General features: G+C 26.9%; 18 protein-coding genes. 3 read left to right on the forward strand and 15 right to left on the reverse strand.

Annotated features, from left to right (window positions below; all coding sequences use genetic code 11):
- Positions 1 to 32: 32 nt before the first annotated feature.
- The 14 genes from rnhB to rpsB all read right to left on the reverse strand — a co-directional run bounded on the left by rnhB (position 33) and on the right by rpsB (position 16,332).
- The gene (gene rnhB / locus GII40_RS01740; protein ID WP_226813628.1) at positions 33 to 638 is read right to left on the reverse strand and encodes a ribonuclease HII; all 606 of its coding nucleotides are present in this window, start codon (positions 636 to 638) and stop codon (positions 33 to 35) included.
- Positions 639 to 657: 19 nt separating this feature from the next.
- Positions 658 to 1,857: a lipid-A-disaccharide synthase gene (gene lpxB / locus GII40_RS01745; RefSeq protein WP_226813136.1), complete on the reverse strand. Its 1,200-nt coding sequence runs from the start codon at positions 1,855 to 1,857 to the stop codon at positions 658 to 660.
- 3 nt (positions 1,858 to 1,860) lie between these two features.
- Positions 1,861 to 2,649 carry an acyl-ACP--UDP-N-acetylglucosamine O-acyltransferase gene (gene lpxA, locus GII40_RS01750; RefSeq protein WP_226813137.1) on the reverse strand — a complete coding sequence of 263 codons (789 nt, stop codon included), beginning with the start codon at positions 2,647 to 2,649 and terminating at the stop codon, positions 1,861 to 1,863.
- A 3-nt stretch (positions 2,650 to 2,652) separates the two neighbouring features.
- A complete protein-coding gene (fabZ, locus tag GII40_RS01755; protein WP_226813138.1) occupies positions 2,653 to 3,108 on the reverse strand; it encodes a 3-hydroxyacyl-ACP dehydratase FabZ in 456 nt (151 codons plus the stop codon).
- A 159-nt stretch (positions 3,109 to 3,267) separates the two neighbouring features.
- On the reverse strand, positions 3,268 to 4,293 hold the full coding sequence (gene lpxD, locus GII40_RS01760; protein WP_226813139.1) for a UDP-3-O-(3-hydroxymyristoyl)glucosamine N-acyltransferase: 1,026 nt from the start codon (positions 4,291 to 4,293) through the stop codon (positions 3,268 to 3,270).
- Positions 4,294 to 4,301: 8 nt separating this feature from the next.
- Positions 4,302 to 4,799, reverse strand: coding sequence for an OmpH family outer membrane protein (locus GII40_RS01765; protein WP_420885589.1), 498 nt, complete (start codon positions 4,797 to 4,799; stop codon positions 4,302 to 4,304).
- 156 nt (positions 4,800 to 4,955) lie between these two features.
- Positions 4,956 to 7,340: an outer membrane protein assembly factor BamA gene (gene bamA / locus GII40_RS01770; protein WP_226813140.1), complete on the reverse strand. Its 2,385-nt coding sequence runs from the start codon at positions 7,338 to 7,340 to the stop codon at positions 4,956 to 4,958.
- Between the two features lie 1,375 nt (positions 7,341 to 8,715).
- Positions 8,716 to 9,561, reverse strand: a complete 846-nt coding sequence (gene cdsA, locus GII40_RS01775) for a phosphatidate cytidylyltransferase (protein WP_226813141.1) — start codon at positions 9,559 to 9,561, stop codon at positions 8,716 to 8,718.
- 9 nt (positions 9,562 to 9,570) lie between these two features.
- Positions 9,571 to 10,314, reverse strand: coding sequence for a (2E,6E)-farnesyl-diphosphate-specific ditrans,polycis-undecaprenyl-diphosphate synthase (gene ispU, locus GII40_RS01780; RefSeq protein WP_226813142.1), 744 nt, complete (start codon positions 10,312 to 10,314; stop codon positions 9,571 to 9,573).
- Between the two features lie 301 nt (positions 10,315 to 10,615).
- Positions 10,616 to 11,815: a 1-deoxy-D-xylulose-5-phosphate reductoisomerase gene (gene ispC, locus GII40_RS01785; protein WP_226813143.1), complete on the reverse strand. Its 1,200-nt coding sequence runs from the start codon at positions 11,813 to 11,815 to the stop codon at positions 10,616 to 10,618.
- A 165-nt stretch (positions 11,816 to 11,980) separates the two neighbouring features.
- Entirely contained in the window at positions 11,981 to 12,502 is a 522-nt protein-coding gene (gene frr / locus GII40_RS01790; RefSeq protein WP_420885603.1) for a ribosome recycling factor, read from the reverse strand.
- A gap of 222 nt (positions 12,503 to 12,724) precedes the next feature.
- The gene (gene pyrH / locus GII40_RS01795) at positions 12,725 to 13,450 is read right to left on the reverse strand and encodes a UMP kinase (RefSeq protein WP_226813630.1); all 726 of its coding nucleotides are present in this window, start codon (positions 13,448 to 13,450) and stop codon (positions 12,725 to 12,727) included.
- A gap of 136 nt (positions 13,451 to 13,586) precedes the next feature.
- Positions 13,587 to 14,396: a translation elongation factor Ts gene (tsf, locus tag GII40_RS01800; protein ID WP_226813145.1), complete on the reverse strand. Its 810-nt coding sequence runs from the start codon at positions 14,394 to 14,396 to the stop codon at positions 13,587 to 13,589.
- A gap of 1,201 nt (positions 14,397 to 15,597) precedes the next feature.
- Positions 15,598 to 16,332, reverse strand: a complete 735-nt coding sequence (rpsB, locus tag GII40_RS01805; RefSeq protein ID WP_226813146.1) for a 30S ribosomal protein S2 — start codon at positions 16,330 to 16,332, stop codon at positions 15,598 to 15,600.
- 352 nt (positions 16,333 to 16,684) lie between these two features.
- On the opposite strand from rpsB, the gene map reads away from it, so the two are divergent.
- From map to feoB, 3 genes are all read left to right on the forward strand, one after another.
- A complete protein-coding gene (gene map, locus GII40_RS01810; protein WP_226813147.1) occupies positions 16,685 to 17,485 on the forward strand; it encodes a type I methionyl aminopeptidase in 801 nt (266 codons plus the stop codon).
- Positions 17,486 to 18,338: 853 nt separating this feature from the next.
- Complete coding sequence (gene feoA, locus GII40_RS01815) at positions 18,339 to 18,593, forward strand: ferrous iron transporter A (protein ID WP_226813148.1); 255 nt, start codon at positions 18,339 to 18,341, stop codon at positions 18,591 to 18,593.
- Between the two features lie 146 nt (positions 18,594 to 18,739).
- Positions 18,740 to 21,040 (forward strand): Fe(2+) transporter permease subunit FeoB, encoded by a 2,301-nt coding sequence (feoB, locus tag GII40_RS01820; RefSeq protein WP_226813149.1) that lies wholly within the window; start codon positions 18,740 to 18,742, stop codon positions 21,038 to 21,040.
- Between the two features lie 549 nt (positions 21,041 to 21,589).
- On the opposite strand, the gene ligA is transcribed toward feoB, so the two are convergent.
- Positions 21,590 to 23,632, reverse strand: coding sequence for an NAD-dependent DNA ligase LigA (gene ligA / locus GII40_RS01825; RefSeq protein ID WP_226813150.1), 2,043 nt, complete (start codon positions 23,630 to 23,632; stop codon positions 21,590 to 21,592).
- Positions 23,633 to 25,393 lie beyond the last annotated feature (1,761 nt).

Genomic DNA, 25,393 nt, shown 5'->3' on the forward strand with positions numbered 1-25,393 from the left:
ATACAAGAGTTTACAGATCATATAATATTAAATTATTTTTCAAGACAGTTAAGTAAAATACGTTTTACTGGTTTAAAACTATAACGATGGTGTTTAGTTATCCCAAAATGTATTAAACACTGTAAATGTAAAGCTGTTGGATATCCTTTATTTTTTGCAAAGTTATATTCTGGAAATTGTTTATCTAAAGTGATCATTTCACGATCACGAGTAACTTTAGCTATAATAGATGCTGCGCTTATTTCTTGTACAAAGATGTCTCCTTTAACTATAGCTTGAGAAGCTATAGATAGTTGAGGTTTTTTATTGCCATCTATAAGTACGAAATTTGGTTCTATAGATAAACCCCAGATAGCTCTTTGCATAGCTAGCATAGTTGCATAAAAAATATTGAGTTTATCAATTTCTTGTGGTTCTGCACGTCCTATGCTCCAACTTATAGCATTATCAATAATTTTTTCATATAGCACATTACGTTTTATTTCGCTTAGTTTTTTTGAATCAGTTAAACCAATAATAGAATGAGCGGGATTCAGAATGACTGCTGCAGCTATTACTGGACCAACTAAAGCTCCCCGTCCTACTTCATCAACACCAGCTATATGATGTGCTAACGGATAGACAAATATATCATTCATTACATTAATACTCATTGCATTATATAATCCACTTTTTGATTAGCAATAATACGGCATCTGCAGCTTGTTCATCAGCATGACAACAAATACTTTGATGTAATTTTACTAAAGTATCTTGTAATAATTGAGTAGACTGTTTATCTTCAAATAATGGTAACAATGCAGCAGCTAATTTTTTAGGTTGGCAGTCATATTGTAATAACTCTTGTACTAATTTACGATGTGCAAGTAAATTAGGTAAAGAAATATATTTTGTTTTTACTAAACATTTAGCTAGCCAAAATGTAATAGGATGCATTCGATATCCAACAACCATTGGACATTTAGCCAACATGCATTCTAACGCAGCAGTTCCAGATGCTAATAATGCAGCATTACTTGCATACATAGCATCACGTACCTGTCCATCTAGTAGATGTACTTTTAAACTAGGTGCAACTTTAGCTTTAATTTTTTCAAACTGTTCGCGACGTTGTTTGTTGACTAAAGGTACAACTATTTCTAGTGTGGGGTATTTATCAAGTAAAATAATAGCTGTTTTTAGAAAATGAGTACTTAGCATTTTTACTTCAGAGCTACGACTTCCAGGTAATAAAGCTAGACATAAAGATTCAGGTGCAATGCCTAATATTTTACGAGAGGCTTGTTTGTTTGGATACAAAGGCATGCTATCTGCCATAGTATGTCCAATAAAACGACAAGGGATATGAAATTTATCATAAATTTTTTTTTCGAAAGGTAAAAATACTAACACTAAATTAGTTGCTTGGCCAATTTTTATGATACGTTTTTGACGCCATGCCCATACAGAAGGACTGACGTAATGAATTGTTCTAATACCAAATTGCTTTAAACGTCTTTCAAGTGTAATATTAAATTCAGGAGAATCAATACCGACAAAAACATCAGGTTTTAATTCAATAAATCTTTTGGTCAATTCACGACGTATTTTAAGTAAACGAGGCAAACGAGTACAAACCTCTATAATACCCATTACTGCTAGCTCTTCCATTTTAAACCATACTTCACATCCTGCATCTTGCATCAAAGGTCCTCCAATGCCTAAAAATCGAATATTAGGATAACGAATTTTTAAAGCACGAATTAAACCAGCACCAAGAATATCACCAGAACTTTCTCCAGCAACTAAACCTATAGTTAGTAAATTTGTATAATTCTTGGATAATACAGTATGATTAGTACCTTGGCATATATTCATAATTTAGCGAATAATCCCTCGTTTAGAACGCTCAAAGAAATCAATAAATAGTCGAACATCAGAGTATTTTTTAGCTAATTCAGTAATTTCTTTTTTAGCCTCTTCTAAAGGTTTACCACTACGATAGAGAATCTTATATACATTACGAATAGTGTGCAAAGATTCTGTATCAAAACCACGACGTCTGAGTCCTTTAGTATTGAGACCAAAGGGTCTAGCATGATTACCTTGCGCTATGAGATAAGGAGGTATGTCTTGAGCAACGCCGGAGCATCCACCTACCATAACATGTGCGCCAATAACACAAAATTGATGTACTGCAGTCATTCCACCTATGATAGTAAAATCATCAACTTTAACATGACCTCCTAATGTTACATTATTAGCAAAGATACAATAATTACCAATGACACAGTCATGTGCAATATGTACATTAATCATTAATAAATTATCACTACCTACTTTAGTGAGATTATCTCCTTGAGCAGTACCACGATGAATAGTAACATTCTCGCGAATACGGTTACGATCGCCTATTTCTACTCTAGTTGGTTCGTTAGCATATTTAAGATCTTGATTTACTTCACCAATAGAAGCAAATTGATATATTTCGTTATTACAGCCAATTTGAGTAATGCCATTAACGACAACATGAGATTTAAGCATAGTACCTTCATAGATTTTTACTTTCGAGCCAACATAGCAAAACGGACCAATATGAACACTGGCGTGAATGACTGCGCCATCCTCTACTATAGCACTGGGATGGATAAAGGCGGTGGAATCAATCACGTATTAGACCTCTCGGCTACGGGCACACATCATTGAAGCTTCACAAACAATTTTATTGTCAACTTTTGCAATACCATTAAAGCGAGCAACACCTCGTCTTTCTTTAAGAAATTCCACTTCTAAAATCATCTGATCACCTGGTTGAACAGGACGTTTGAAGCGAGCATTATCAATACCAGCAAAATAATATAATTCACCAGTTTCTAATTTACCAGAACTTTTAAATGCTAGAATACCCGTTGCTTGTGCCATAGCTTCTAGAATTAAAACACCCGGGAAAATAGGTTTACCAGGAAAATGACCTTGGAAAAAAGGTTCATTAAAAGTGACATTTTTTACTGCGCGCAAGAATGTGCCTTCTCCAAAATCAAGCACACGATCTACTAAAATAAACGGAAATCGATGCGGCAGTAACTCTAAAATTTCGGAAATATTGAGAGTATGAGTGTCAGTAGTCAAAATACTCTTCCTGTAAAAAACTAATTATCATCAACAACACGGTGATTATTTTAGATTATTAAAAATAATGTAATCCACCGCAAATCGTTTTATACCCATTTAAAGTAGGGTAAATGCTAGGAATTTGTATTACTGACAGTAAGCATAAAGTTAACTGTTTTAGCTATTATTAATCTTTTTTTCAACAACTATTAGACGTTTATTGAGTTCATCAATATGCATCACCAAGGATACTGTTCTATGCCATTTTTTATTTGGTAATAACGGAATGCCAGAGGAATAAATACCAGGTTTAGTTATAGGACGCATAACCATACTCATACCCGTTATGACAGTTTTATCACAAATCTCCATATGACCGTTAATAACACTTGCACCCCCAATTTGGCAATAACAACCAATCTTAAGACTACCAGCCATAATAACACCACCAGCAATAGCTGTATGTTCACCAATAATAACATTATGTGCAATATGACATTGATTATCGATGATAACGCCGTTACCGATAATAGTGTCATCTAAAGATCCACGATCAATAGTTGTACAGGCACCAATTTCTACATTATTACCAATACATACTGTTCCTAACTGAGGAATTTTTAACCATTTTCCATTATCATTAGCAAAACCAAAACCATCAGCACCAATTACTGATCCCGAATGAATTAAACAATATTCACCTATGTTAATATTATGATAAATAGTAACGTTAGACCATAAACGAGTTCCAGAACCAATTTTGGTAAATTTACCTATAACACAGCATGCTCCAATAATAATATTATTAGCTAATACTACTCCTTCTTCAATAACTGTATTTGCTCCAATAGAAATATTATTACCTAATTGGACTGTTGCATCAATAACCGCACTAGGAGCAATATTTTTTGCTGGATTTGGGGTAGTATCCATTATTTGCGTCATCAATGCATACGTTATATAAGGATTATTAACTACCAACGCAGCTGGTATTTTACAAAAAGATAAATCAGATTTTGTTAATACTACTGCTCCTGCGTTGCAATTATATAATTCTTCACGGTAACGACTATTGGATAAAAAAGTAATATGATGCGATTTTGCTGAATGCATAGAAGCAACGCCAGTGATGATAATATTACCATCACCATGGAGCTCTGCATTCAACTGCTGAGCAAGATCAGCTAATCGAATTGCAGTCATATTATACCTTACTTAACCTGTTTTAATACTTGTGCAGTGATATCATGGAAAGAGCCAGAATAAGCTACTGCATTTGCATCAAGAACTAAATCATATCCTTGATCTTTGGCAACATTACTAACAGCATTCTGAATACGAGTTAATAACTTATTATTTTCTTCTGCCTGACGACGATGATTATCCTGCTCAAAAGACTGTGCTTTTTGAAAAAAAGCATCACGTTGTGCTATAATATCTTTTTCCATTTTATTACGATCGTTATCTTTCATAATTGAACTATCATGCTGTAATTTTTGAATTTTAGACTGTAGCTCACGTTCTTGTTTTTGCAAATCAATTGTTCTGCTATGGAACTCTTGCTCTAATTGTTTGGCAATAGTTGCGCGTTGTGGTAATTGTTGAAAAATGCTAGATATTTTTACAATAGCAATCTTGCTATCAACTGTAGCTGTAACAGGAGATGCTAATGATATACCCACAATTGTTGCATATAACCAATTTTTCAAGTTATACTCCTTATTATCATTTATATATGTTAAAAATACGCATTTTACATAGTAAAATTACATAATTAATTCTTAATTCTTATAATCAAAACATCATAAGTACAACTTATATATTTTAGCACGATAATATATGTTATACTTTAATACAGTATCATATTACCAAGTTTTACCAATATTAAATTGAAATTGTTCCGTTGTATCACTGTTATCTTTCTTAATAGGCTGTGCATAAGAAAAAACTAATGGACCTAAAGGAGATATCCATTGTAGAGCAATACCAGCCGAAACACGAATATTACTTGGTTTGCTATAGTCTTTTTTATCAGGATAAGAATTTTTATCCCAATGTGTATCCCATACGGTACCAGCATCTATAAATATTGAAGTACGCAGGAAATTAGCATACTTTTCACCAAAAAATGGTGTTGGTGTAATAAGCTCCATAGTTGCTACTACCATTGCATTACCACCTATTGCATCGTCATATGATTTACTTTTATTTATATTAACTGGTGATTTTAAATATACTGCTTTAGGTCCAATATTATTGGATTGGAAACCACGTATTGAATTAGAACCGCCAGCATAAAAATTTTCATAAAACGGCATTTCTTTACCATTAAAACCATCACCATAGCTTATGCGTGAACGTCCCATAATAACCCAAGAATGATCTTTATTTAACGGAAAATAACTTTGACTATTAAAAGTAATCTTATAATATTCATTATCAGATCCTGGAATTGTTATTTTACTATTTAAATGATATTGTGTACCTTTAGTTGGAAATAAACCATGATTAATATTATTACGAAGAAATCCTAAAGACCATGTAAATTCATTAGCTTGATAGTTTGCTTTTTCTGTGTTGTTATTATTTTGTCCAACAGACTGTAAATAACGCCACATAGCAACTTGTGGCTGCATATCACGCAAAGAGTTGTGTATATAACTTAATCCTGTGCGTAATGAGTTATTTTCATTAATTGGAAATCCTAACATATTATCAATACCGTAACTACTATTTGTATAGTTAGATAATGCAGCATCATCAGCTTTAAAATCGTTATAGAAAACACGACCACCTAAGCTAACACCATCAATAGTAAAATATGGATCAGTCATAGATAACTCAGTATAAATCTGATAATTATTTTTTATACCACTTATACCAATAGTGTTACCAGTACCTAACCAATTTTCTTGTTGCACACTTACCTTAAAACTAACACCACTTTCGGTACCTACACCAATACCAAAATTAAAAGTTCCAGTATTACTCTCTTTTACTTTGTAAATCACATCAACTTGATCTATAGTGCCTAAAACAGGATATAGATCAAGATCTACTTTTGTAAAATAACCAGTACGATTTAGACGCTCTTTACCCTGATGTACTAATTCACTACTTAGCCATGTACCTTCCATTTGTCGTATTTCGCGACGTAAAACAGAATCTTTACTAGTTGTATTGCCATTAAAAATAATATTACGTACATAATAACGATTACCAGATTCTACATTGATATGTAACTTAATAGTTTTATCTATATTATTTATTTTATTATAAGTCTGTACTTGAGGGCGAGCATAACCATAGTTACCGAGTAATTGTTTAATATTATCTTCTATTGTGGTGACTATTGTACTATTATAAAATTCTCCAAATTTAATTTTAGTTAAAAGATTTATATCATTACTATAATTCGGTACATTATCACTTATTTCAACATCAGTAATTTTATACCTTACACCTTCAGTAATATTAATAGTGATATAAATACTTTTCTTATCTGGTGTTAAACTAACTTGTGTAGAATCTATATTAAAACACGCATAACCATGATCTAGATAAAATTTTCTTAAATTTTTAAGATCATCAGATAGTTTTTGTCTTTGATATATGCGGTTACCTATTAAATTCCACCAAGGAACACTATCACGTATCTGAAAAAGACTAATTAATTTAGCATAAGTAAATGCATGATTTCCTATAATATTAATTTGCTGAATTTGGGCAGATTGACCTTCAATAAATATCCATTTTAAATCAATACGATTACTTGATAACGGTGTTAATATAACTTTTACAGAAGCATTATATTTGCCAATGCTATAGTAAAAATCTTTCAAATCTTTTGTAATGTTAAAAAGAATAGTACGATTTAATACTTCACCTATTTGTATACCATAATCTTTAAGATTATTTTTTAATATATAACTTTTTATAGATTTATTGCCAGAAAAAGTAATATTTACAATTATTGGACACTCCTGAACCTGCACAATTAAATTATTACCATCACGTAAGACACGTACATCTTCAAAATTACCTGTTGCATATAATTTGCGAATAGTATTACTGATATCTTCGTCACTTACGGTATAGCCAGTGCGAATTGGTATATTCATTAAAGCTGCATCAACAGTTACTCGTTGTAAACCTTTAAAATAAATATTTTTTATTAAAATTTTATCTGAACCATATAAAGTAGTGCTGATAAAAAATAGCGATATTATAAATATTTTTTTGATCATCATTATTATTTATGCGTATTTCCTCATTTATATATCTCGTCATTAAAGATGTAAAAATAATTAAATAGTACAAGACCTCTATGAAAGGTACTATTATAATTAAACAGATGCGATCACTGAAGTATTGAACTAGCTTCAATACAGAGCTGCCTTTTATTTTTTAAATATTAATAATAGTAGATAGCCACCGTTAAGAACTGGAAGTAGGCATAAATTAATAACTTCTGAATGAATCTTTAAACATTAAATAATATACTTATTTTTTTATAATTAGCTAATATATTTATGTTCTGAGCAACAGGCAGTGATTAGATTAAATTATTTAGCTATATATTACACATTATATATGTTACCATTATTAATACAATAAAATATTCATTACATACTAAGTGTTATTATTAACTTTATACTGTGTTATAAAAAAATTCGTATTATTGGATATATTAATGCTATTTAGATAATATAATAACTGTAGGCAGTATATCTGAAAATACTTTAATTATATTTGTATTTTATACTATATTTATTTTTTAGTATTAACTATAAATAATAAATTTTTATAAAATTATACTATGCTCAAAATTTTTAATTATATTTTTCTCTAATTTATTTAGCAAGCATATTTTAAGTCTGCAACAAATAATTATAAATTATTCATTATATTATTACCTATTTGTAAACTAGCTTGTTGTCTTGTAGTTTTTCTATTACATTTAGTAATGAAATACTCTGTATATTTAGTGGTATTACGCTAAGTGTAACTATTAGATTTTTTTATTTACTTGAAATTACTAATGAGTTAAATGTAAATCTTTTTGTATATTGTCTTCATTACTAAATTTAATAATTTTAATCATAATTATTATTATATTTATTTTATTCATTAATATTAAATTAATTTAATCTAAATTAGATGTTACGGATATCTTTATGTATACCTGATTTTTATTCTTTATTATACCTTCTCGTGCATTTATGCTAAGGAAGAATTTTACTAATTACTACATAAATATTAGAATCCAATAACATAAATTAAATAATAGAGTATAATAATAAATAAGAATTTATTAATTAAACTGCGCTAACAATTATTACTTTTTATCATTTATTCTATGATTAAATTATTAATTAAGGTAATTCTACAATCATTTTTTAGCATTTTATGTATTTATCAAAAAATTATTATAGTAATAAGATACTCAATTTTTTACTATTGGTACATTGCTATAATGTTTTACAAAAGCTAAAAAAAATAGTTTATTTTACAATCGCACACAAGAAACATAAAATAATTATATTTGATATACTATAGTTACCAATCATGCCAGTAATTTTCAAAATATCTTACTCATAAAGTATTACATATGCATTACAATAATTAATAAAATATTAACATTATAAGACATACAAAAATTGGTACTGCAGCAGTTAAACTATCAATACGATCTAAAATACCACCATGCCCAGGAATTAAATGACTGCTGTCTTTAAGACCAGCTTCACGTTTAAACATACTTTCCGTCAAATCTCCTAATATAGAAGCCAACGATACAATAATTGAACAGAGTAATAAAGTAAAAGACGAAATAGGTAAAAGAGCGTACAAGTCAAACATCAAAGATACTATGAATGCAGTAGTTAATCCACCAATTAATCCTTCCCAAGTTTTTTCCAGAGACACTTGTGGAGATAATTTGTATTTGCCAAATAATCGACCAAATATATAAGCACCAGAATCTACACTCCATACTAATATGATAATATAGCACAACCACCATGATCCTTGATGATTATTAATCTCATATCCATAGTGACGTAGTACAATTATACTACTAAAAAAAGGAACAATAGTAACAGCACCAAAAATAATTTTTAATATACGAGATTTCTTCCACCAAGTTGCTGATCGTGGATAAAATAATACTAAAAAAAAAGCAATAATCCACCAAATAACTGCTATCCCTAATAAACTAATGATGATATGCATATTTAGATTAAATACATATATACTTAATAAAATTGTGACTAAGACTACACCACAAAAGATTGCGCCTAAAATACGATGTAAATTATTTTTTAATCCAACTATTTGTCCCCACTCCCAAGCAGCTAAGATACATATGATTAAATCAATAATAGCTAGATTAATCGGAGATAATAAAAATAGAGATGCAATAACAATTGGTACGAAAATAATAGTTGTTATAATACGCAATTTTAACAAAACATGCTCCTATGGCGTATTAATACCTCCGAAACGACGCTCGCGTTGTGCAAATGCATTAAGTGCACTTTCAAAAGTAAGTTCATCAAAATCTGGCCATAATACGTCCGTAAAATAAAATTCAGAATATGCAATTTGCCATAATAAAAAATTACTAACCCGGTGTTCTCCACCAGTACGAATTACTAGATCGACTGGAACAAGATCATATAAACAAACTTGCTTACTTAGCAAGTCTTCAGTAATATCTTCAGGTTGTAAAACATTAGTCTTAACTTGTGTAGCCAATATTTTTACACCCTGCATAATATCCCATCTCCCGCCATAATTAGCGGCAATATTTAATATAAGTCCATCATTATTTTTAGTTAATTCTTCAGAACGATGAATTTGATTCTGTAAGCAAGAGCTAAAACGGGCAAGATCTCCAATAATTTTTAAACGTACATTATGTTTATGTAAGCTTTTAACTTCGCCATCTAAGGCATGAACAAATAATTCCATAAGTGCGTTTACTTCCTGTACTGGTCTTTTCCAATTTTCACTGCTAAAAGCATATAGAGTTAAAACTTGAATACCATGTTGTACAGCAAAACGTATAGAACGACGTACTGATTTAACTCCAAATTTGTGACCAAAAACACGCATTTTACCTTGACGTTTTGCCCAACGACCATTACCATCCATAATTATAGCAACATGCTTGGGAACACAGAATATTTTATGAGTAATTGGCGATTGATTGGAAGACATAAGTATCATCAATTCCTTAAATCATAATATTTAAAAGAATTATCTACTAACTGAATTTGAACCATACGACATTACTTATTATTAACTAAATTAAATTTTAAATAATTAAACATTTATATGTAAATATATTAATTCGTTCATTACAGTGATCTTTAAAAGAGATACAATATAATTACATATTAAATTCAAATATATACATGTTATGATTTTCTAAACTTACAAAACACTGTTATTAAATTAAGAAAATGTAAATCACTACAATAGTAATACTGATTACCTGTATAATATAAAACACTAAAATTTATATATAAAATTTTGTGCATAATTTATTTGCAATGACTCGAGTTTGTCGGTCAATATCTATTACTTCTATTACAGTGTTTGGCTCACAGAAAGATAATCGTAATAGCACTTCTTGATTGACAGCTGCAATATCGATAAAACGGATATCTCCACGAAGAAAAGCATTAACAGAAATTTCATTTGCTGCATTTAGCATCGTAGTTGCTGCTTGTCCAGCACGAGAGGCATCTATAGCTAATTGTAGGCAAGGATATCTTTTTATATCTGGTTGTTCAAAAGTTAAAGAATCAATAGTATAAAAATCAATAGGTTTAATATTAGTTTTTAAAATATTTGGATACGTCATAGCATATGTAATTGGTATGCGCATATCAGGATGACTAAGTTGTGCTATCATACTGCCATCGTAATAACGCACTATAGAGTGAATAATAGATTGCGGATGAATAACTACTTCAATTTCATCTTCAGAAGCATTAAATAACCATTGAGCTTCAATATATTCAAGTCCTTTATTCATCATAGTGGCGGAATCAACAGATATCTTTTTGCCCATCGACCAATGAGGATGATTACAAGCTTGTTCTACTGTTATTTTTATAAAATCATTTATTGGTAAATTACGGAATGGACCACCAGAACCAGTAAGAACAATACTTGCAACTCCATTGACGTTGAGAGAAGAAAAACCCAAATTATGTTGAATGGATGGAGGCAGGCTACGAAAAATAGCACTATGCTCACTATCAATAGGTATCAGCTGAGCTTTACTATATTTTAATGCATCCATAAATATTCGACCACAGGTTACTAATGATTCTTTATTAGCTAATAGAACTCGCTTATTACTTTTTATAGCTGCCATTGTAGGCATAAGACCTGCTGCACCAACAATAGCTACCATCACTTGATCTACATCATCAAGAGAAGCTAATTCACATGCACTTTGTTCACCATAATTAACTTTAATATGGAAAATACCTTCATCATTTAGACGCCTTTGTAAAATCTTTGCAGTCTTTTTATCATTAACAGAGGCATAACGAGGAGAAAATTCAATACACTGTTGCACTAGCATATCAACATTTTTACCTGCGACTAATGCTGCTATTTTAAAATTATTAGAATTTGTACGCACTACATCTAACGTGTTAATACCAATAGATCCAGTAGAACCAAGAATAGTTAGTTGCTTCATTATAGCCTTTCACTCACTATATAACATAGGTAATATACTCATATAAAATAAGACTAAAAATATTTTTAATTATTAGTCAATCTTTAGCAATTATTTTATATTTTGAATATTATAATATATACAGAAATCTTAGAAATTTTTTATTGCTTAAAGAAACAATAAAAATTAAATTTTCATTAAATCTTTTTCTTTATCAGATAAGGCATTATCAATATTTTTAATCATACTATTAGTCATTTTTTGTACTTCATCTTGCAATTTATGTTCTTCGTCTTCATTAATTTTTTTATCTTTTAATAAATTTTTTACCTTATCATTACAATCACGACGTACATTGCGTACAGAAACTTTGCTTTGCTCTGCTTCCACACGAATTAATTTAATTAATTCTTTACGACGTTCTTCAGTTAAAGGAGGTAAAGGTATACGAATCACTTTACCTGCAGATATTGGATTCAGACCTAAGTTAGACTTAATAATTGCTTTTTCTACTGCGGCAGAATAAGAATGATCAAATACAGTGATTGCTAGTGTTCGCGAGTCTTCAGCAATAATACTAGCGATTTGATTCAAAGGAGTAGAAGAGCCATAATATTCTATAGATATGGAATCAAGTAAATTAGGATGAGCGCATCCAGTACGAATTTTTTTAATATTTGATCTAAATACTTCGGTGCATTTATGCATACGGATTTCAGTATTTTCTTTGATTTTTTCAATCACTTTAAAATCCTTGAATAATTATTAAAGTTAATAATTTATTTTTTAATAATTTTGTATTTTAAATACAACATTATTAATACTATAATTATAATATAAAGTTTATAAAATAGATAATTAACAATTTTTATATATTAAAATTTCTTTCTTTCTAATAAAGTAATTATAATAATTGTAACTAATAACATATTAATTACAAATTAAAGTTCCTTCTTTTTGACCCATGACAATACGACGTAAAATACCAGGCTTGTTTATATTAAAAACACGAATAGGTAAGTTATGATCACGAGCTAAAATAAAAGCTGCTAAATCCATGACTTTTAGTTCTTTTTTTAAAACATATGCATAGGTTATCTGGTGTAACAATTTTGCATCTATATTAATTATAGGATCAGATGAGTATATACCATCAACTTTAGTGCCTTTCAGTATGATATCAGCTTCTATTTCTATACCACGTAAAGAAGCTGCAGAATCGGTTGTAAAGAATGGATTACCTGTACCAACAGAAAAAATGACTACACAATTATTACGTAATAAACTCATCGCTTTTATCCAATTATAATGATCACACATACTATTTAGTGGAATCGTCGACATCAGTCGCGCATTAACAGAATTGCGTTGTAATGCATCACGTATTGCTAGTCCATTCATTATAGTTGCAAGCATACCAATATGATCACAAACTACACGATTCATACCAGCTTGTGCTAAAATAGCACCACGACATAAATTGCCTCCTCCAATTACAATACCTACTTGAATATTTAATTTAATAAGATCTTGTATTTCTTTGACAATATGATCTAGTGCATTGACATCAATACCATATTTTTGTACACCTTGTAAAAATTCACCACTAAGCTTAAGTAGAATACGCTGATATAAAGGTTTAGAGTTCATTATTATAATAATGTATCCTAAGTAATAATAGATAAATAATATGAGAAATTTTAATATAAAAGATATTTATTTATTAATTTTATTGTATTTATTTTAATTAATACAATACTTTTAGTTATTAAAACACTTATATATCAAACTTTTAAGTTTTATTTTTTAAATCTTCACCTACTTCAAAGCGGATAAAATCAGTGACAACAGTATTGTATTCTTTAAGTAATTGCCCAACAGTTTTATTAGGATCCATTACAAAATCTTGACAAATAAGAGAAATTGAATTAGTAAATTTTTTCATACGCCCTCTAACAATAATTTGTGCTATTGCTGCTGTTTTACCGGAATTCATAGCAATATCCATCTGAACTTGATACTCTTTTTCTAGTAATTTAGTAGATATGTCTTCTGGTTTAATAAATTCTGGATTACTTGCAGCAATATGCATTGCTAATTGCTTGGCGAATTGTTTATCAGAGCCTTTAGTAGCAATTAATACACCAATACGAGAACCATGCAAATAACTAGTTAAAATATCCCCTGTTAAAATAAAAAAACGACGAATGTTAATATTTTCACCCATTTTGACAACTAATGATATACGTTCTTCTTCAAATCTTATTTTCAACATATCAATATTATTGATATTTTCTGTAATAGCAGTATTAAGAATTTTTTCAGAAAATGCTTTAAAATAATTATCTTTAGCGACAAAGTCAGTTTGACAATTAACTTCCAGAATTACACCGTAGTTATCTACTATTTTTGTTTGAATTATACCTTCAGTAGTTATGTTATTAGCTTTTTTTGCTGCTTTTATTGATCCAGATTTACGCATATTTTCTATTGCTAACTCAATATCTCCTTGGGCTTGGATAAGTGCTTTTTTGCAATCCATCATGCCAGCAGAAGTACGTTGACGCAATTCTTTTATCAAGGTAGATGTTACTTCAATCATTGTCTATTCCTCTAGATGCTTATTCTAAATAAGAAAATATTATAGTAATAAAATCTTTTAAAGATTAAATTAATAGTATTATAAAAAGTAAGCATTACAAATTTATTAAGATAATGGATATACAATTTATATCTATATCTTTGTGAACTAAATTATTTTTTATTGATAAATTTATTTAAAATAATTATATAAAAATATTATAAATATTATTTAATCATTTACAGTATTCAATAAAATTGCATAATATTAATATAGTTACTAATAAAATATATTGTATTATCTTAGCTAATAAGATGTACATTATTCATATTACTATTAAAAAATAATATTTAGATTACTAATTATTTTATATATTAATTAGTTTATTAAAACTCAATGGAATGTAATAGTTATTACTGTATAATAAATATTTCTTATTAAAATTATTCTTATTAAGAATAATATTTTTAATATATTATTGCTGATGATTACTAAGATTACTGAGTACGTTATAAATATAATTGTTTAGCAATTATCATGACTAATAATAGTAAGACATAATTTTTTAAATAATCCAATATATATAATATTTTTATAATTAATATATTTTTAATAAATTATTAATAACAAAAAATATTGTATATATACAATATTTTTTGTTCAAAAATATAATATTTGTAAGGATAAATTAAATAAATATACTTATTTCTAATAAAATAATTTACTTTTAATAATATGTAATTAGTAATTCTTTATGATTAATAATATAATAAATTTTTATCTTATGTTAGTATTATATATAACATATTATATAATATATTTTATATTGTATGTTATAGATTGTAATATACAGAATACTATTCTGTATATTACATAAAATATAAATTAAGATATTATAAATTATATTATGTTTGAAAATATAAATTATATATTATTTATGATAAGTCATTAATGATACATAGCATATTTAATATATGATTAAATATTTAAAATAATATTTAATATACATACTAATATTTTTTAATAAAAATTATTTTTTAATATTTAATCAAGTTATGTTAGAAATATAACAATATATATTATTTTATATAACAAAATAATTAATAGATAAAACAAAATAATAAAAAAATTTTATATTTATATCTTGTACTACCTATAAATATATTTGCAATAACTTATAACACTTTACACAAAAATATAATATATTAATTAAATTAAATAATTATTTAACTTCTATAAAATTTTCGTTTACCTGTGATATTAATGGCTGTATACGACCTTCACGTACTGTTGTAGATACAGCATTTAAATACAAATTAATTGCACGAGTTGCATCATCATTTCCAGGAATAACAAAATCAACACCATCTGGATTAGAGTTGGTATCAACAATAGAAAAAACTGGAATACCTAGATTATTTGCTTCTTTAATTGCTATATGCTCATGGTCTGCATCAATTACAAAAAGAGCATCTGGTAAACCGCCCATATCTTTAATTCCACCTAAACTATTTTCTAATTTAGCAAGCTCACGAGCACGTATTAGCGCTTCTTTTTTAGTTAGTTTTTCAAATGTTCCATCCTGAGATTGTATTTCTAAGTCTTTTAATCTTCGAATACTCTGACGAACTGTTTTCCAATTAGTCAACATACCACCTAACCAACGATGATTTACAAAAAATTGGTCACAATTATTAGCAGCTTCTTTTACTGCTACGCTTGCAGCACGTTTTGTACCAACAAATAATATTTTACCTTTACGAATAGAGATTTTTTTTAATTGAGATAAAGCTTCATTAAACATCGGAACAGTCTTTTCGAGATTAATGATATGAACCTTATTATGTGCACCGAAACCAAAGAATATAAAAGGCTTCATTTTAGGATTCCAGTAACGGGGCTGATGACCAAAATGTACGCCAGCTTTAAGCATGTCACGCATGGAAACAGTTGCCATAAATAAACCTCTATAATTAATATTTCATATATTTATTAACCTAGTATAAAGTCATTTTTCTTAAAAACTAGGGTAATAATGAAAGAACGATAACTATATACTAATATGTAGTTTGATTTTATATATTAAAATTATAAATACATATAATATGAATTGATGCATGAGTATATCAAATTTTTTAAAGATATATTGCAAAATTCAGTATTATTTATACTATAAATCAATTATATACTCAATCTTTTTATAACAAATAACAATAATCTATAAACTTTAGAGATAGTTATAAACTAATAAGTAATCTTAATAGATTATTATCATTGTAATCATATATAATACAAGTGGAAATATATTAATGGCAATTGCAATAAAAACACCTGAACAAATAGCAAAAATGCGAGTTTCTGGAAAACTGGCTGCAGAAATTTTAACAATTATTAAACCATACGTTATTATTGGCGTAAGTACTAATGAATTAGATCGTATTTGTGCTAATTATATTACCCAGAAACAGAAAGCGATATCTGCTTGTTTAGGATATCATGGATACCCTAAATCAATATGCATATCTGTTAATGAAGTAGTTTGTCATGGAATTCCTAATGATAAAAAAATATTAAAAAATGGTGATATCGTTAATATTGATGTCACTATTATTAAGGACGGATGGCATGGCGATACATCCAAAATGTTTATAGTTGGTAAGCCAACTATTTTAGGAAAAAGACTATGTTTTATAACACTACAAAGTTTATATTTAGCTATTAAAATGGTTAAGCCTAATATTCGTCTGTACACTATAGGTGCTGCAATCCAAAAATTTATTGAAGCTCATGGTTTTTCTGTTGTACGTGAATATTGTGGTCATGGTATTGGTAAAATGTTTCATGAAGAACCTAAAGTTCTTCATTATCATACCGATGATGGAGGAGTATTACTGCAAGAAGGTATGGTTTTTACTATTGAGCCTATGGTAAATGTTGGTCATTACGGCATTCGTATTATGAAAGATGGATGGACAGTCAAAACTAAAGATCGTAGTTTATCTGCGCAATATGAACATACTATTGTAGTAACAAATAATGGCTGTGAAATTTTAACTCTACGTGAAGAAGAGAGAGATATCCCAAGAATTATTATTCATAATAAAATATAAGTTAATTTATTATTAAATAATATATATTATTATATGTATCTAATTACAGATATTACTGTAACTCTTTTTATAAATGTAAAATCTAGATAATATAATAAATTTATATTTTTTAATAGCGATTGAGACTGAACCATAGGATTATGATTGATATTTTTTGAAAGTATTTTTATTAATGTATATTAATTACTTAATTATAATATATTTATTATAAATATTATTTTTAGCAATTTGATAATACTTATTATTGAAATAATAAACAATAAAAATTAATAATTAATTTATTGGTTATATTTTTACTATAGAAACACTAATTAATATAAATAAGCAATAATATATATAAAAAATATTTTTTATAATTTATTTTGAGAGCACTATAAATAATAGAGATAATATTACAATATATTGAAAATATTTAGTTATTTAATTAATAAGATAATATTTTTATTATATATTGTATATATTTATAAAAATAAACAGAAAAATAATTAATCAATTATTAGTTCTGTCTTAAAAAAAGTTTTATGAATAAATTGATAATACTTTACAAAGTAAAAAATTAATTACATGTAATGTATTTAACAAAACAATATTTTATTAGTTAATAATATAAAATATTTGATTATAAATTAATAATTCTCATTTACAATATATAAAACTTATGATAAGTTAATAACTTATAGTAAATATAAAATATTAAAAACATTTAATAAATATATTTATTATAACTTTTAAGAAGTTAAAAAATTTTTATTAATATAAGATATTTAAAGTATTTAATTGTCATCTTATTTATATATTAGCTTGAAATTAAATTTTTTTAATAGTGCAGTACCCGCATATTATAAGGTTATTTATGCATAATTTTATTCCAAATCATAAATATAAAATTATTGGTTTTTCGCCTTTAATTAATCCTGTATATCGTCAGAAATTACTTTCTATGGGTTTTTTACCAGGTTCTCCTTTTAGTGTAGTAAGAATAGCTCCTTTGGGTGATCCTATTGAAGTAAAATCACGTCATACTAATCTTATTCTACGCAAGAAAGACTTAGAATTACTGACAATAGAGCTCATGACAGTCATCAATGCAACTCAGCATAATATATAATAACCTTGGATATTAAAAATGACAACTTATGTCTTAAGATATCTTGTTACTATTATTTTAGATCATTAATAGTAATTAATAATTAGTACTCTATAAGATTTATTACGTTTTTATATATTGCAAGATCTTTTTATAAAAAATTTATTATGAAACAACTAACAATTGGGTTAATTGGTAATCCAAACTCAGGTAAAACTACGTTATTTAATCAATTAACAGGATCCCATCAAAGAGTTGGGAATTGGGCTGGAGTTACAGTAGAACGTAAAGAAGGTTACTTTTTTACAGAGAATAATCACATTAAACTAGTGGATCTTCCTGGTATTTATTCTTTAACAACTATTTCAGAGCAAACATCGTTAGATGAGCAAATCACCTGTAATTATATTTTAAATGGTAATACAGATTTAATTATCAATGTAGTTGATGCTTCTAATCTTGAACGTAACCTATACTTAACATTGCAAATACTTGAGCCTAATATTCCATGTATTATAGCACTGAATATGATAGATATCGCTAATAAACAAAACATTATAATTGATATTAACCGTCTTTCTAAGATTCTTAATTGTCCGGTGATTCCTTTAATATCAACTCGGGCTAGTGGAATAAATGAACTAAAAAAAGCTATTGATATACCATTAAAATACACCATGAAAAAATTAGTTGAATATCCGCTAATATTACTATTACAGATAAATCGTTTATCTAAAGAAATGTCAGATAATTTAAGCATACAGCAACGCCGTTGGTTAGCATTTCAATTACTTGAGGGTAATATCTATAGTTTAACAAATATAAGCCATGCACTAAAAATATTGCCTCAAATAAAAAAAATTTTAATAAACAAATTACATGAAGATCCTGCGTTAATTATTGCTAACTCTCGCTATAAATTTATTACAGATATTTGCGATACTGTAAGTAATACAAAAACAGTAATACATCATATTGTTACAGAAAAGCTAGATTGTATTATTCTTCATCGCTGGATGGGGATCCCTATTTTTTTATTCGTTATGTATATAATGTTTTTTTTAGCAATAAATGTTGGTGGCGCTTTACAACCTTTTTTTGATATAAGTTCTATCACTATTTTTATTCAAGGTATTCAATGGCTTGGGTATACTTTGCATTTTCCTGAATGGTTAACTATTTTTCTTGTGCAGAGTGGAGGTGGTGTCAATACAATATTATCTATGGTACCTCAAATAAGCATAATGTATTTGTCACTTTCTTTTCTTGAAGATTCTGGTTACATGGCTAGAGCAGCCTTCGTTGTTGATCGTGTGATGCAAACATTAGGTTTACCTGGAAAATCATTTGTTCCTTTGATAGTAGGTTTTGGATGTAACGTACCTGCAGTAATGAGTGCACGTACTTTAGACGCACCACGTGAACGTCTTATAACTGTACTTATGGTGCCATTTATATCTTGTGGTGCTCGTTTAGTGATATTTGCTATTTTTTCTACAGCGTTTTTTGGGCAAGGTAAAGCATTAGCAGTATTTTCTTTGTATATACTTGGTATTATCATGGCTATTGTTACAGGTATAATACTAAAATACACTATTATGCGCGGAGAAGCATCGCCTTTTATTATGGAGTTACCAGCATATCATGTGCCATATATAAAAAATTTATTACTACAAACCTGGGTACGCTTAAAGAGTTTTATATTACGTGCAGGTAAAGTTATAGTGATAGCAAATATATTAATTGGTACTTTAAATAGTTTTTCTTTTAGCGGTAAGCCTATAAACTTTATTAATGATTCTGCACTTGCTTCGATTAGTAAAGTTATCACGCCAGTATTACAACCTATTGGCATTCACCATGATAATTGGCAAGCTACTGTAGGACTAATTACGGGTGCTATAGCAAAAGAAGTAGTGATTAGTACTTTAAATACATTATATACTGTAGAACAAATTAATAAAATACATTTTAATCCAGAAACATATAATTTAATTAAAGGTTTAAAAGAAGCTGTTAATCAAACATGGCAAAATCTTTATAAGATTTTTCATCTAACATTATTTGTTAACCCTATCAAAAACAATCCAAGTGAGATGTCATCCATTTCTATTAGTATTATGAGTAATAAATTTATTAGTATGAGTGCTGCTTATGCCTATCTTATTTTCGTTCTTTTATATGTTCCTTGTATATCAGTTATGGGAGCAATAGCTAGAGAAAGTAATTATAATTGGATGGTATTTTCTATTTTATGGAGTTTAAATATTGCATATTCATTAGCTACTATATTTTATCAAGTAACTAATTTTTTGTATGATCCTCAATATAGTGCTATAACTATTACTCTTGTTATTATATTTAATATATTACTATTCATTGCTTTACGTCATTCAAAAAAGCGTTTTAACATAAAATTAATTAATGATTATATTAATAGTAACTGTAGTAATTATGTTAATAAATAATGTATAATGATTTAATCATTATTATATATTTCAGTATATAATACTACTCTAAAATATATAAAATACTATTTCATTACACAATGACATTATTTAAATAACCTTGTTTTATAGCAAAAAATGCGCTAACTATAATCATAGTATAACTCAACATAATAAAAAATAAATTTTTTAAAAAATTAATGGTATTAAATAATAATTATATAAACGATTCTTATTAAGAATAATTACTACAAGTAGTAAACAATGTAAAACAGTACTGCATATAAATAAAAGATTAATTTTTAATAACTTTAAAAATTAATGATTTTTCATTAAGTCATAAGTAGTAGTATATTCTTATATGATTTTCTTCTAAAATAAATAGTATTATACTATAAATGTTTTTTAAGATATTTATTACTTTTATTGATGTATATAAAAAATATTTTATTTATTGTCTTATAAAAAATACAACAAATATCTTTAACTTTTTAAGTTACTATATATTATATATTCATAATATTTTATATTATCGTTATTTATGTTAAATTAATTCAAATAATATAGACTTTACAAGTCTAATAACCTAATCATCTCTATTTCATTAATTACTGTAATACCTATTTTTATAGCTTGAGATAATTTTATTTTTCCTGGTTCGTCACCCATAATAACTAGATCAGTTTTCTTAGATACACTATTATTTACATTAGCACCTAAAGTTACCAAAATATTTTTTATGTTATCACGCGACATTAAATGTAACGATCCTGTTAAAACGATATTTTTTCCTGTGAAATAATTATTAATTTTTGTATGAGTATTGATTGGCGAAGAAGACCAATAAATACCAATATCAGTACCAATTAATTCTTTAATTACTTTTTTATTTTGTTCTTTACTAAAAAAATGATGAACCTGTTTTGCTACCATTGAACCTACATCATGTACACATTGAAGTTCATTCATAGTAGCATTAAATAAATTATCTATAGAGCCAAAGTATGATGCTAGGTTTTTTGCCGTTACTTCTCCTACTGTATTTATTCCTAGTGCATATATAAACCTTGCCATAGTAGTTTTTTTAGACTTCTCTAAAGATTGAATTAAATTATTAGCAGATTTTGGTCCTATTCGGTACAAACTAGTTAAATGATTGATTGTTAAACGATATATATCAGATGGCGTATGTACGTATTTTTTTGCAACAAGCTGCTTAATAATTTTATCCCCAATACCAATGACATTCATTGCGTTACGCGAGAAAAAGTGTTTTAGAGATTCTATAAGTTGCGCACTGCATATTAAAGTGCCAGTACAACGTATAGCTACTGCATTATCTAAGCGTTCAACATCAGAACCACATATTGGACAATGTTTAGGAAATATAATTTTTTGTGAATTCTTAGGTCTTTTCGTCTCTAAAACGCTTACTATTTGTGGAATAACATCTCCAGCTCGTCGTACAATTACAGTATCATAAATACGTACTTTAAGACGATTAATTTCATTAATATTATGTAACGTAGCATTACTGACCATCACACCAGCTATTAGTACTGGCTCTAACCGAGCAACTGGTGTAATTATTCCGGTACGTCCTACCTGAAAATCAACACCCTTTATCACTGTTATTTGTTCATAGCCAGGAAACTTAAAAGCTATAGCCCAACGAGGAGCGTGTGCCGTACAACTAAGATGATCTTGCATTTTAATATTATTCACTTTAATTACTATACCATCAATATCAAATTTTAGCATTGAACGTTTCTGTTTAATTTGCTGATAAAACTGTAGAACTTCATCGCTATAATTACATAACTTAATATCATTACTAATTGGTAGCCCCCACTTTTTAAATTGTTGCAAACATTCATAATGATTTATTGGCAGTGTTCCTCCTTCCATCCATCCAAAACCATAACAAAAAAACGTGAGTGGACGTTTAGCCGTAATACGTGAATCAAGCTGACGTAATGAACCTGCTGCAGCATTACGTGGATTAGAAAAAACTTTACCGTTTTCATGACGCGCTACTGTATTAACAGCCTCAAATCCATCTAATGGCATTAATACTTCACCACGTACTTCTAAACAGCGTGGAATATTATCTCCTTGTAGATTTAAAGGAATTGCATTAATAGTTTTTATGTTAGATGTTATATCTTCTCCAGTTATACCATTACCACGTGTAGCAGCACGCACTAAAACACTATTATTATACAATAAACTTACTGCTAAACCATCAAATTTTAACTCACAGCATAAAGTTAATAATTCAGTATTTCGTAAACGTTCCTTAAGACGTTTATAAAAATTCAATAAATTTTCTTCATTAAAAATAGTATCCAAAGAAAGCATTGGTACTTTATGATTAATTTTTTGAAATGTAGATACAGGTAAAGCACCTACACATTGAGTAGGAGAGTTAGATGATACAAATTTAGGATAGTTATTTTTTTCTAAAATGTGTAATTCATGCATTAAGCGATCATATTCATCATCTGGAATTTCTGGAGAATTCAGTATATGATATTTATACTCATGATAACGTAATTGATTTCTTAGTTGCTCAATTTGTTGTGGTAGATATTTTTTGATCTTGTAATTCATAATATATGATATATTTATATGTATTTATTTTATTTTATAAAATATTTATTATTATTTTGTAAGATTCACAATATTACAGATATTTATTGTATAAATATCAATTTTTTACAGAATAACAATATAACTCGTATTATGTAATCATATGACTTCTGCATAACTATCTACACAATATGTAAATTGTAATATTAATTTAAAATATTAAAATAGTTATCCTAACAAAATAATGAATAATAAAGAAATATCTAGAGTATTACAGAAATATTATCAAAATTATAATTTACAAACTTAATTGTATTAATAATACTCAAAATACTAATCTACTATTTATTTAATTCAGATAATAATAAATTTTTTTTATTTTACTAAATTAATAATTTATATTGTATATACTCTAAAAAATAATCTAATATTTATTATACTATCATAATATTTCTGTAATATACTTTATAAGTATTATCTTGCTATTTTTTTAATCTAAGATTATTTTTTATAATTAATTATAATCTCATAGAATTATATAAGATATGCCCGTGTCATTTAAATAATTTTCTATATTTTATATTAACAGAGAATTATTATTTATTTAATTAATAATTTGATATTGTAATTGAACAATAAAATATTGATTGCGTATGTATATACTATACGTGATACAATATCATTATTATCAATTTATAAATAATTCATTTCATTATAAAGATTTCTATATACTAATGTAGAATATTACAATAGATTAAATGTAGAATTTTATTAAAATATTTCTCTTATTAAAGTAGTAAATATTTGTTGTAATATTTTTTAAACAATCAACTAATCAGTATTAGTATTATTTTAATAGTTAATATATCAACCTTTAATAATTATGATGCTAACAAAGATTAACTTTTAATATAAGTCCTGTATAATCGTCATTTATTTTTGTATTCTTATAATAATAAGAAATTTTTAATATATTTTATACTATTTTAGTTAATACTATATATTAAACAATTTTATTTATCATTTATAATGATTGATTATTTATGTCATGTAGCATAATTACATAATAATTATAAAAATATTTCATTGAAATAAAATGTAAAACAGTTTATTAATAAAATAAATATTTTTATGATTTATTAAAGTTTATGAATAGTACGTAATAATAAGATCTATATGGTTATAAATTATATTAATTAATATTTTAATATTATTTATGTATAAAATATTATTAATATTTAAGCAAAATCTTAGAGAGTCTGGTTGCATATTTCTTAAATATAATTATACTATTTATCCTAATTTATATTATATTTTTTTAAAAAAAATAATTAAGATATCTTACTATTACATATCATAATAATTATTTTGTTAAATTAAAAGATAATTAGATAATAATATTTAGTATAATTATATAAAAATATAATATATGTATATTAATATACTAAATGAAGGATATATTTATATTGTAAAAAAATATAATTTTCATTTATATATTATATATATCTTATAAAAATATCTTGAACATAATATCTTAAAGATATTATTACTATTTATAATAGATTTAATTAGTTATTATAAATTAAATAATAAAGTTTATTACTCTATAATGATTAAGAAGCAAATAATATAATAAATACTATTGTCATGATATGTAATTGCTGCAGTAAAATTACATTTATATTAACACATACCATATCATTATTCAGAAAAGATGTATTTTAGATAACTCATTCTAGATGTAATATAACATATAAAATATTAATTATTATTCATAATAAA

This window comes from Candidatus Profftia lariciata (genome assembly GCF_020541265.1).
Classification (GTDB): Bacteria; Pseudomonadota; Gammaproteobacteria; order Enterobacterales; family Enterobacteriaceae; genus Profftia; species Profftia lariciata.

What these genes read in the sequence shown, in the direction of transcription:
- feoB (WP_226813149.1), top strand. Translation starts at nt 18,740, where the DNA reads ATGAAACAACTAACAATTGGGTTAATTGGTAATCCAAACTCAGGTAAA.
- lpxB (WP_226813136.1), bottom strand. Translation starts at nt 1,857, where the DNA reads ATGAATATATGCCAAGGTACTAATCATACTGTATTATCCAAGAATTAT.
- map (WP_226813147.1), top strand. Translation starts at nt 16,685, where the DNA reads ATGGCAATTGCAATAAAAACACCTGAACAAATAGCAAAAATGCGAGTT.
- ligA (WP_226813150.1), bottom strand. Translation starts at nt 23,632, where the DNA reads ATGAATTACAAGATCAAAAAATATCTACCACAACAAATTGAGCAACTA.
- rpsB (WP_226813146.1), bottom strand. Translation starts at nt 16,332, where the DNA reads ATGGCAACTGTTTCCATGCGTGACATGCTTAAAGCTGGCGTACATTTT.
- ispC (WP_226813143.1), bottom strand. Translation starts at nt 11,815, where the DNA reads ATGAAGCAACTAACTATTCTTGGTTCTACTGGATCTATTGGTATTAAC.
- frr (WP_420885603.1), bottom strand. Translation starts at nt 12,502, where the DNA reads ATGCATAAATGCACCGAAGTATTTAGATCAAATATTAAAAAAATTCGT.
- tsf (WP_226813145.1), bottom strand. Translation starts at nt 14,396, where the DNA reads ATGATTGAAGTAACATCTACCTTGATAAAAGAATTGCGTCAACGTACT.
- lpxD (WP_226813139.1), bottom strand. Translation starts at nt 4,293, where the DNA reads ATGACTGCAATTCGATTAGCTGATCTTGCTCAGCAGTTGAATGCAGAG.
- bamA (WP_226813140.1), bottom strand. Translation starts at nt 7,340, where the DNA reads ATGATGATCAAAAAAATATTTATAATATCGCTATTTTTTATCAGCACT.
- feoA (WP_226813148.1), top strand. Translation starts at nt 18,339, where the DNA reads ATGCATAATTTTATTCCAAATCATAAATATAAAATTATTGGTTTTTCG.
- ispU (WP_226813142.1), bottom strand. Translation starts at nt 10,314, where the DNA reads ATGTCTTCCAATCAATCGCCAATTACTCATAAAATATTCTGTGTTCCC.
- rnhB (WP_226813628.1), bottom strand. Translation starts at nt 638, where the DNA reads ATGAATGATATATTTGTCTATCCGTTAGCACATCATATAGCTGGTGTT.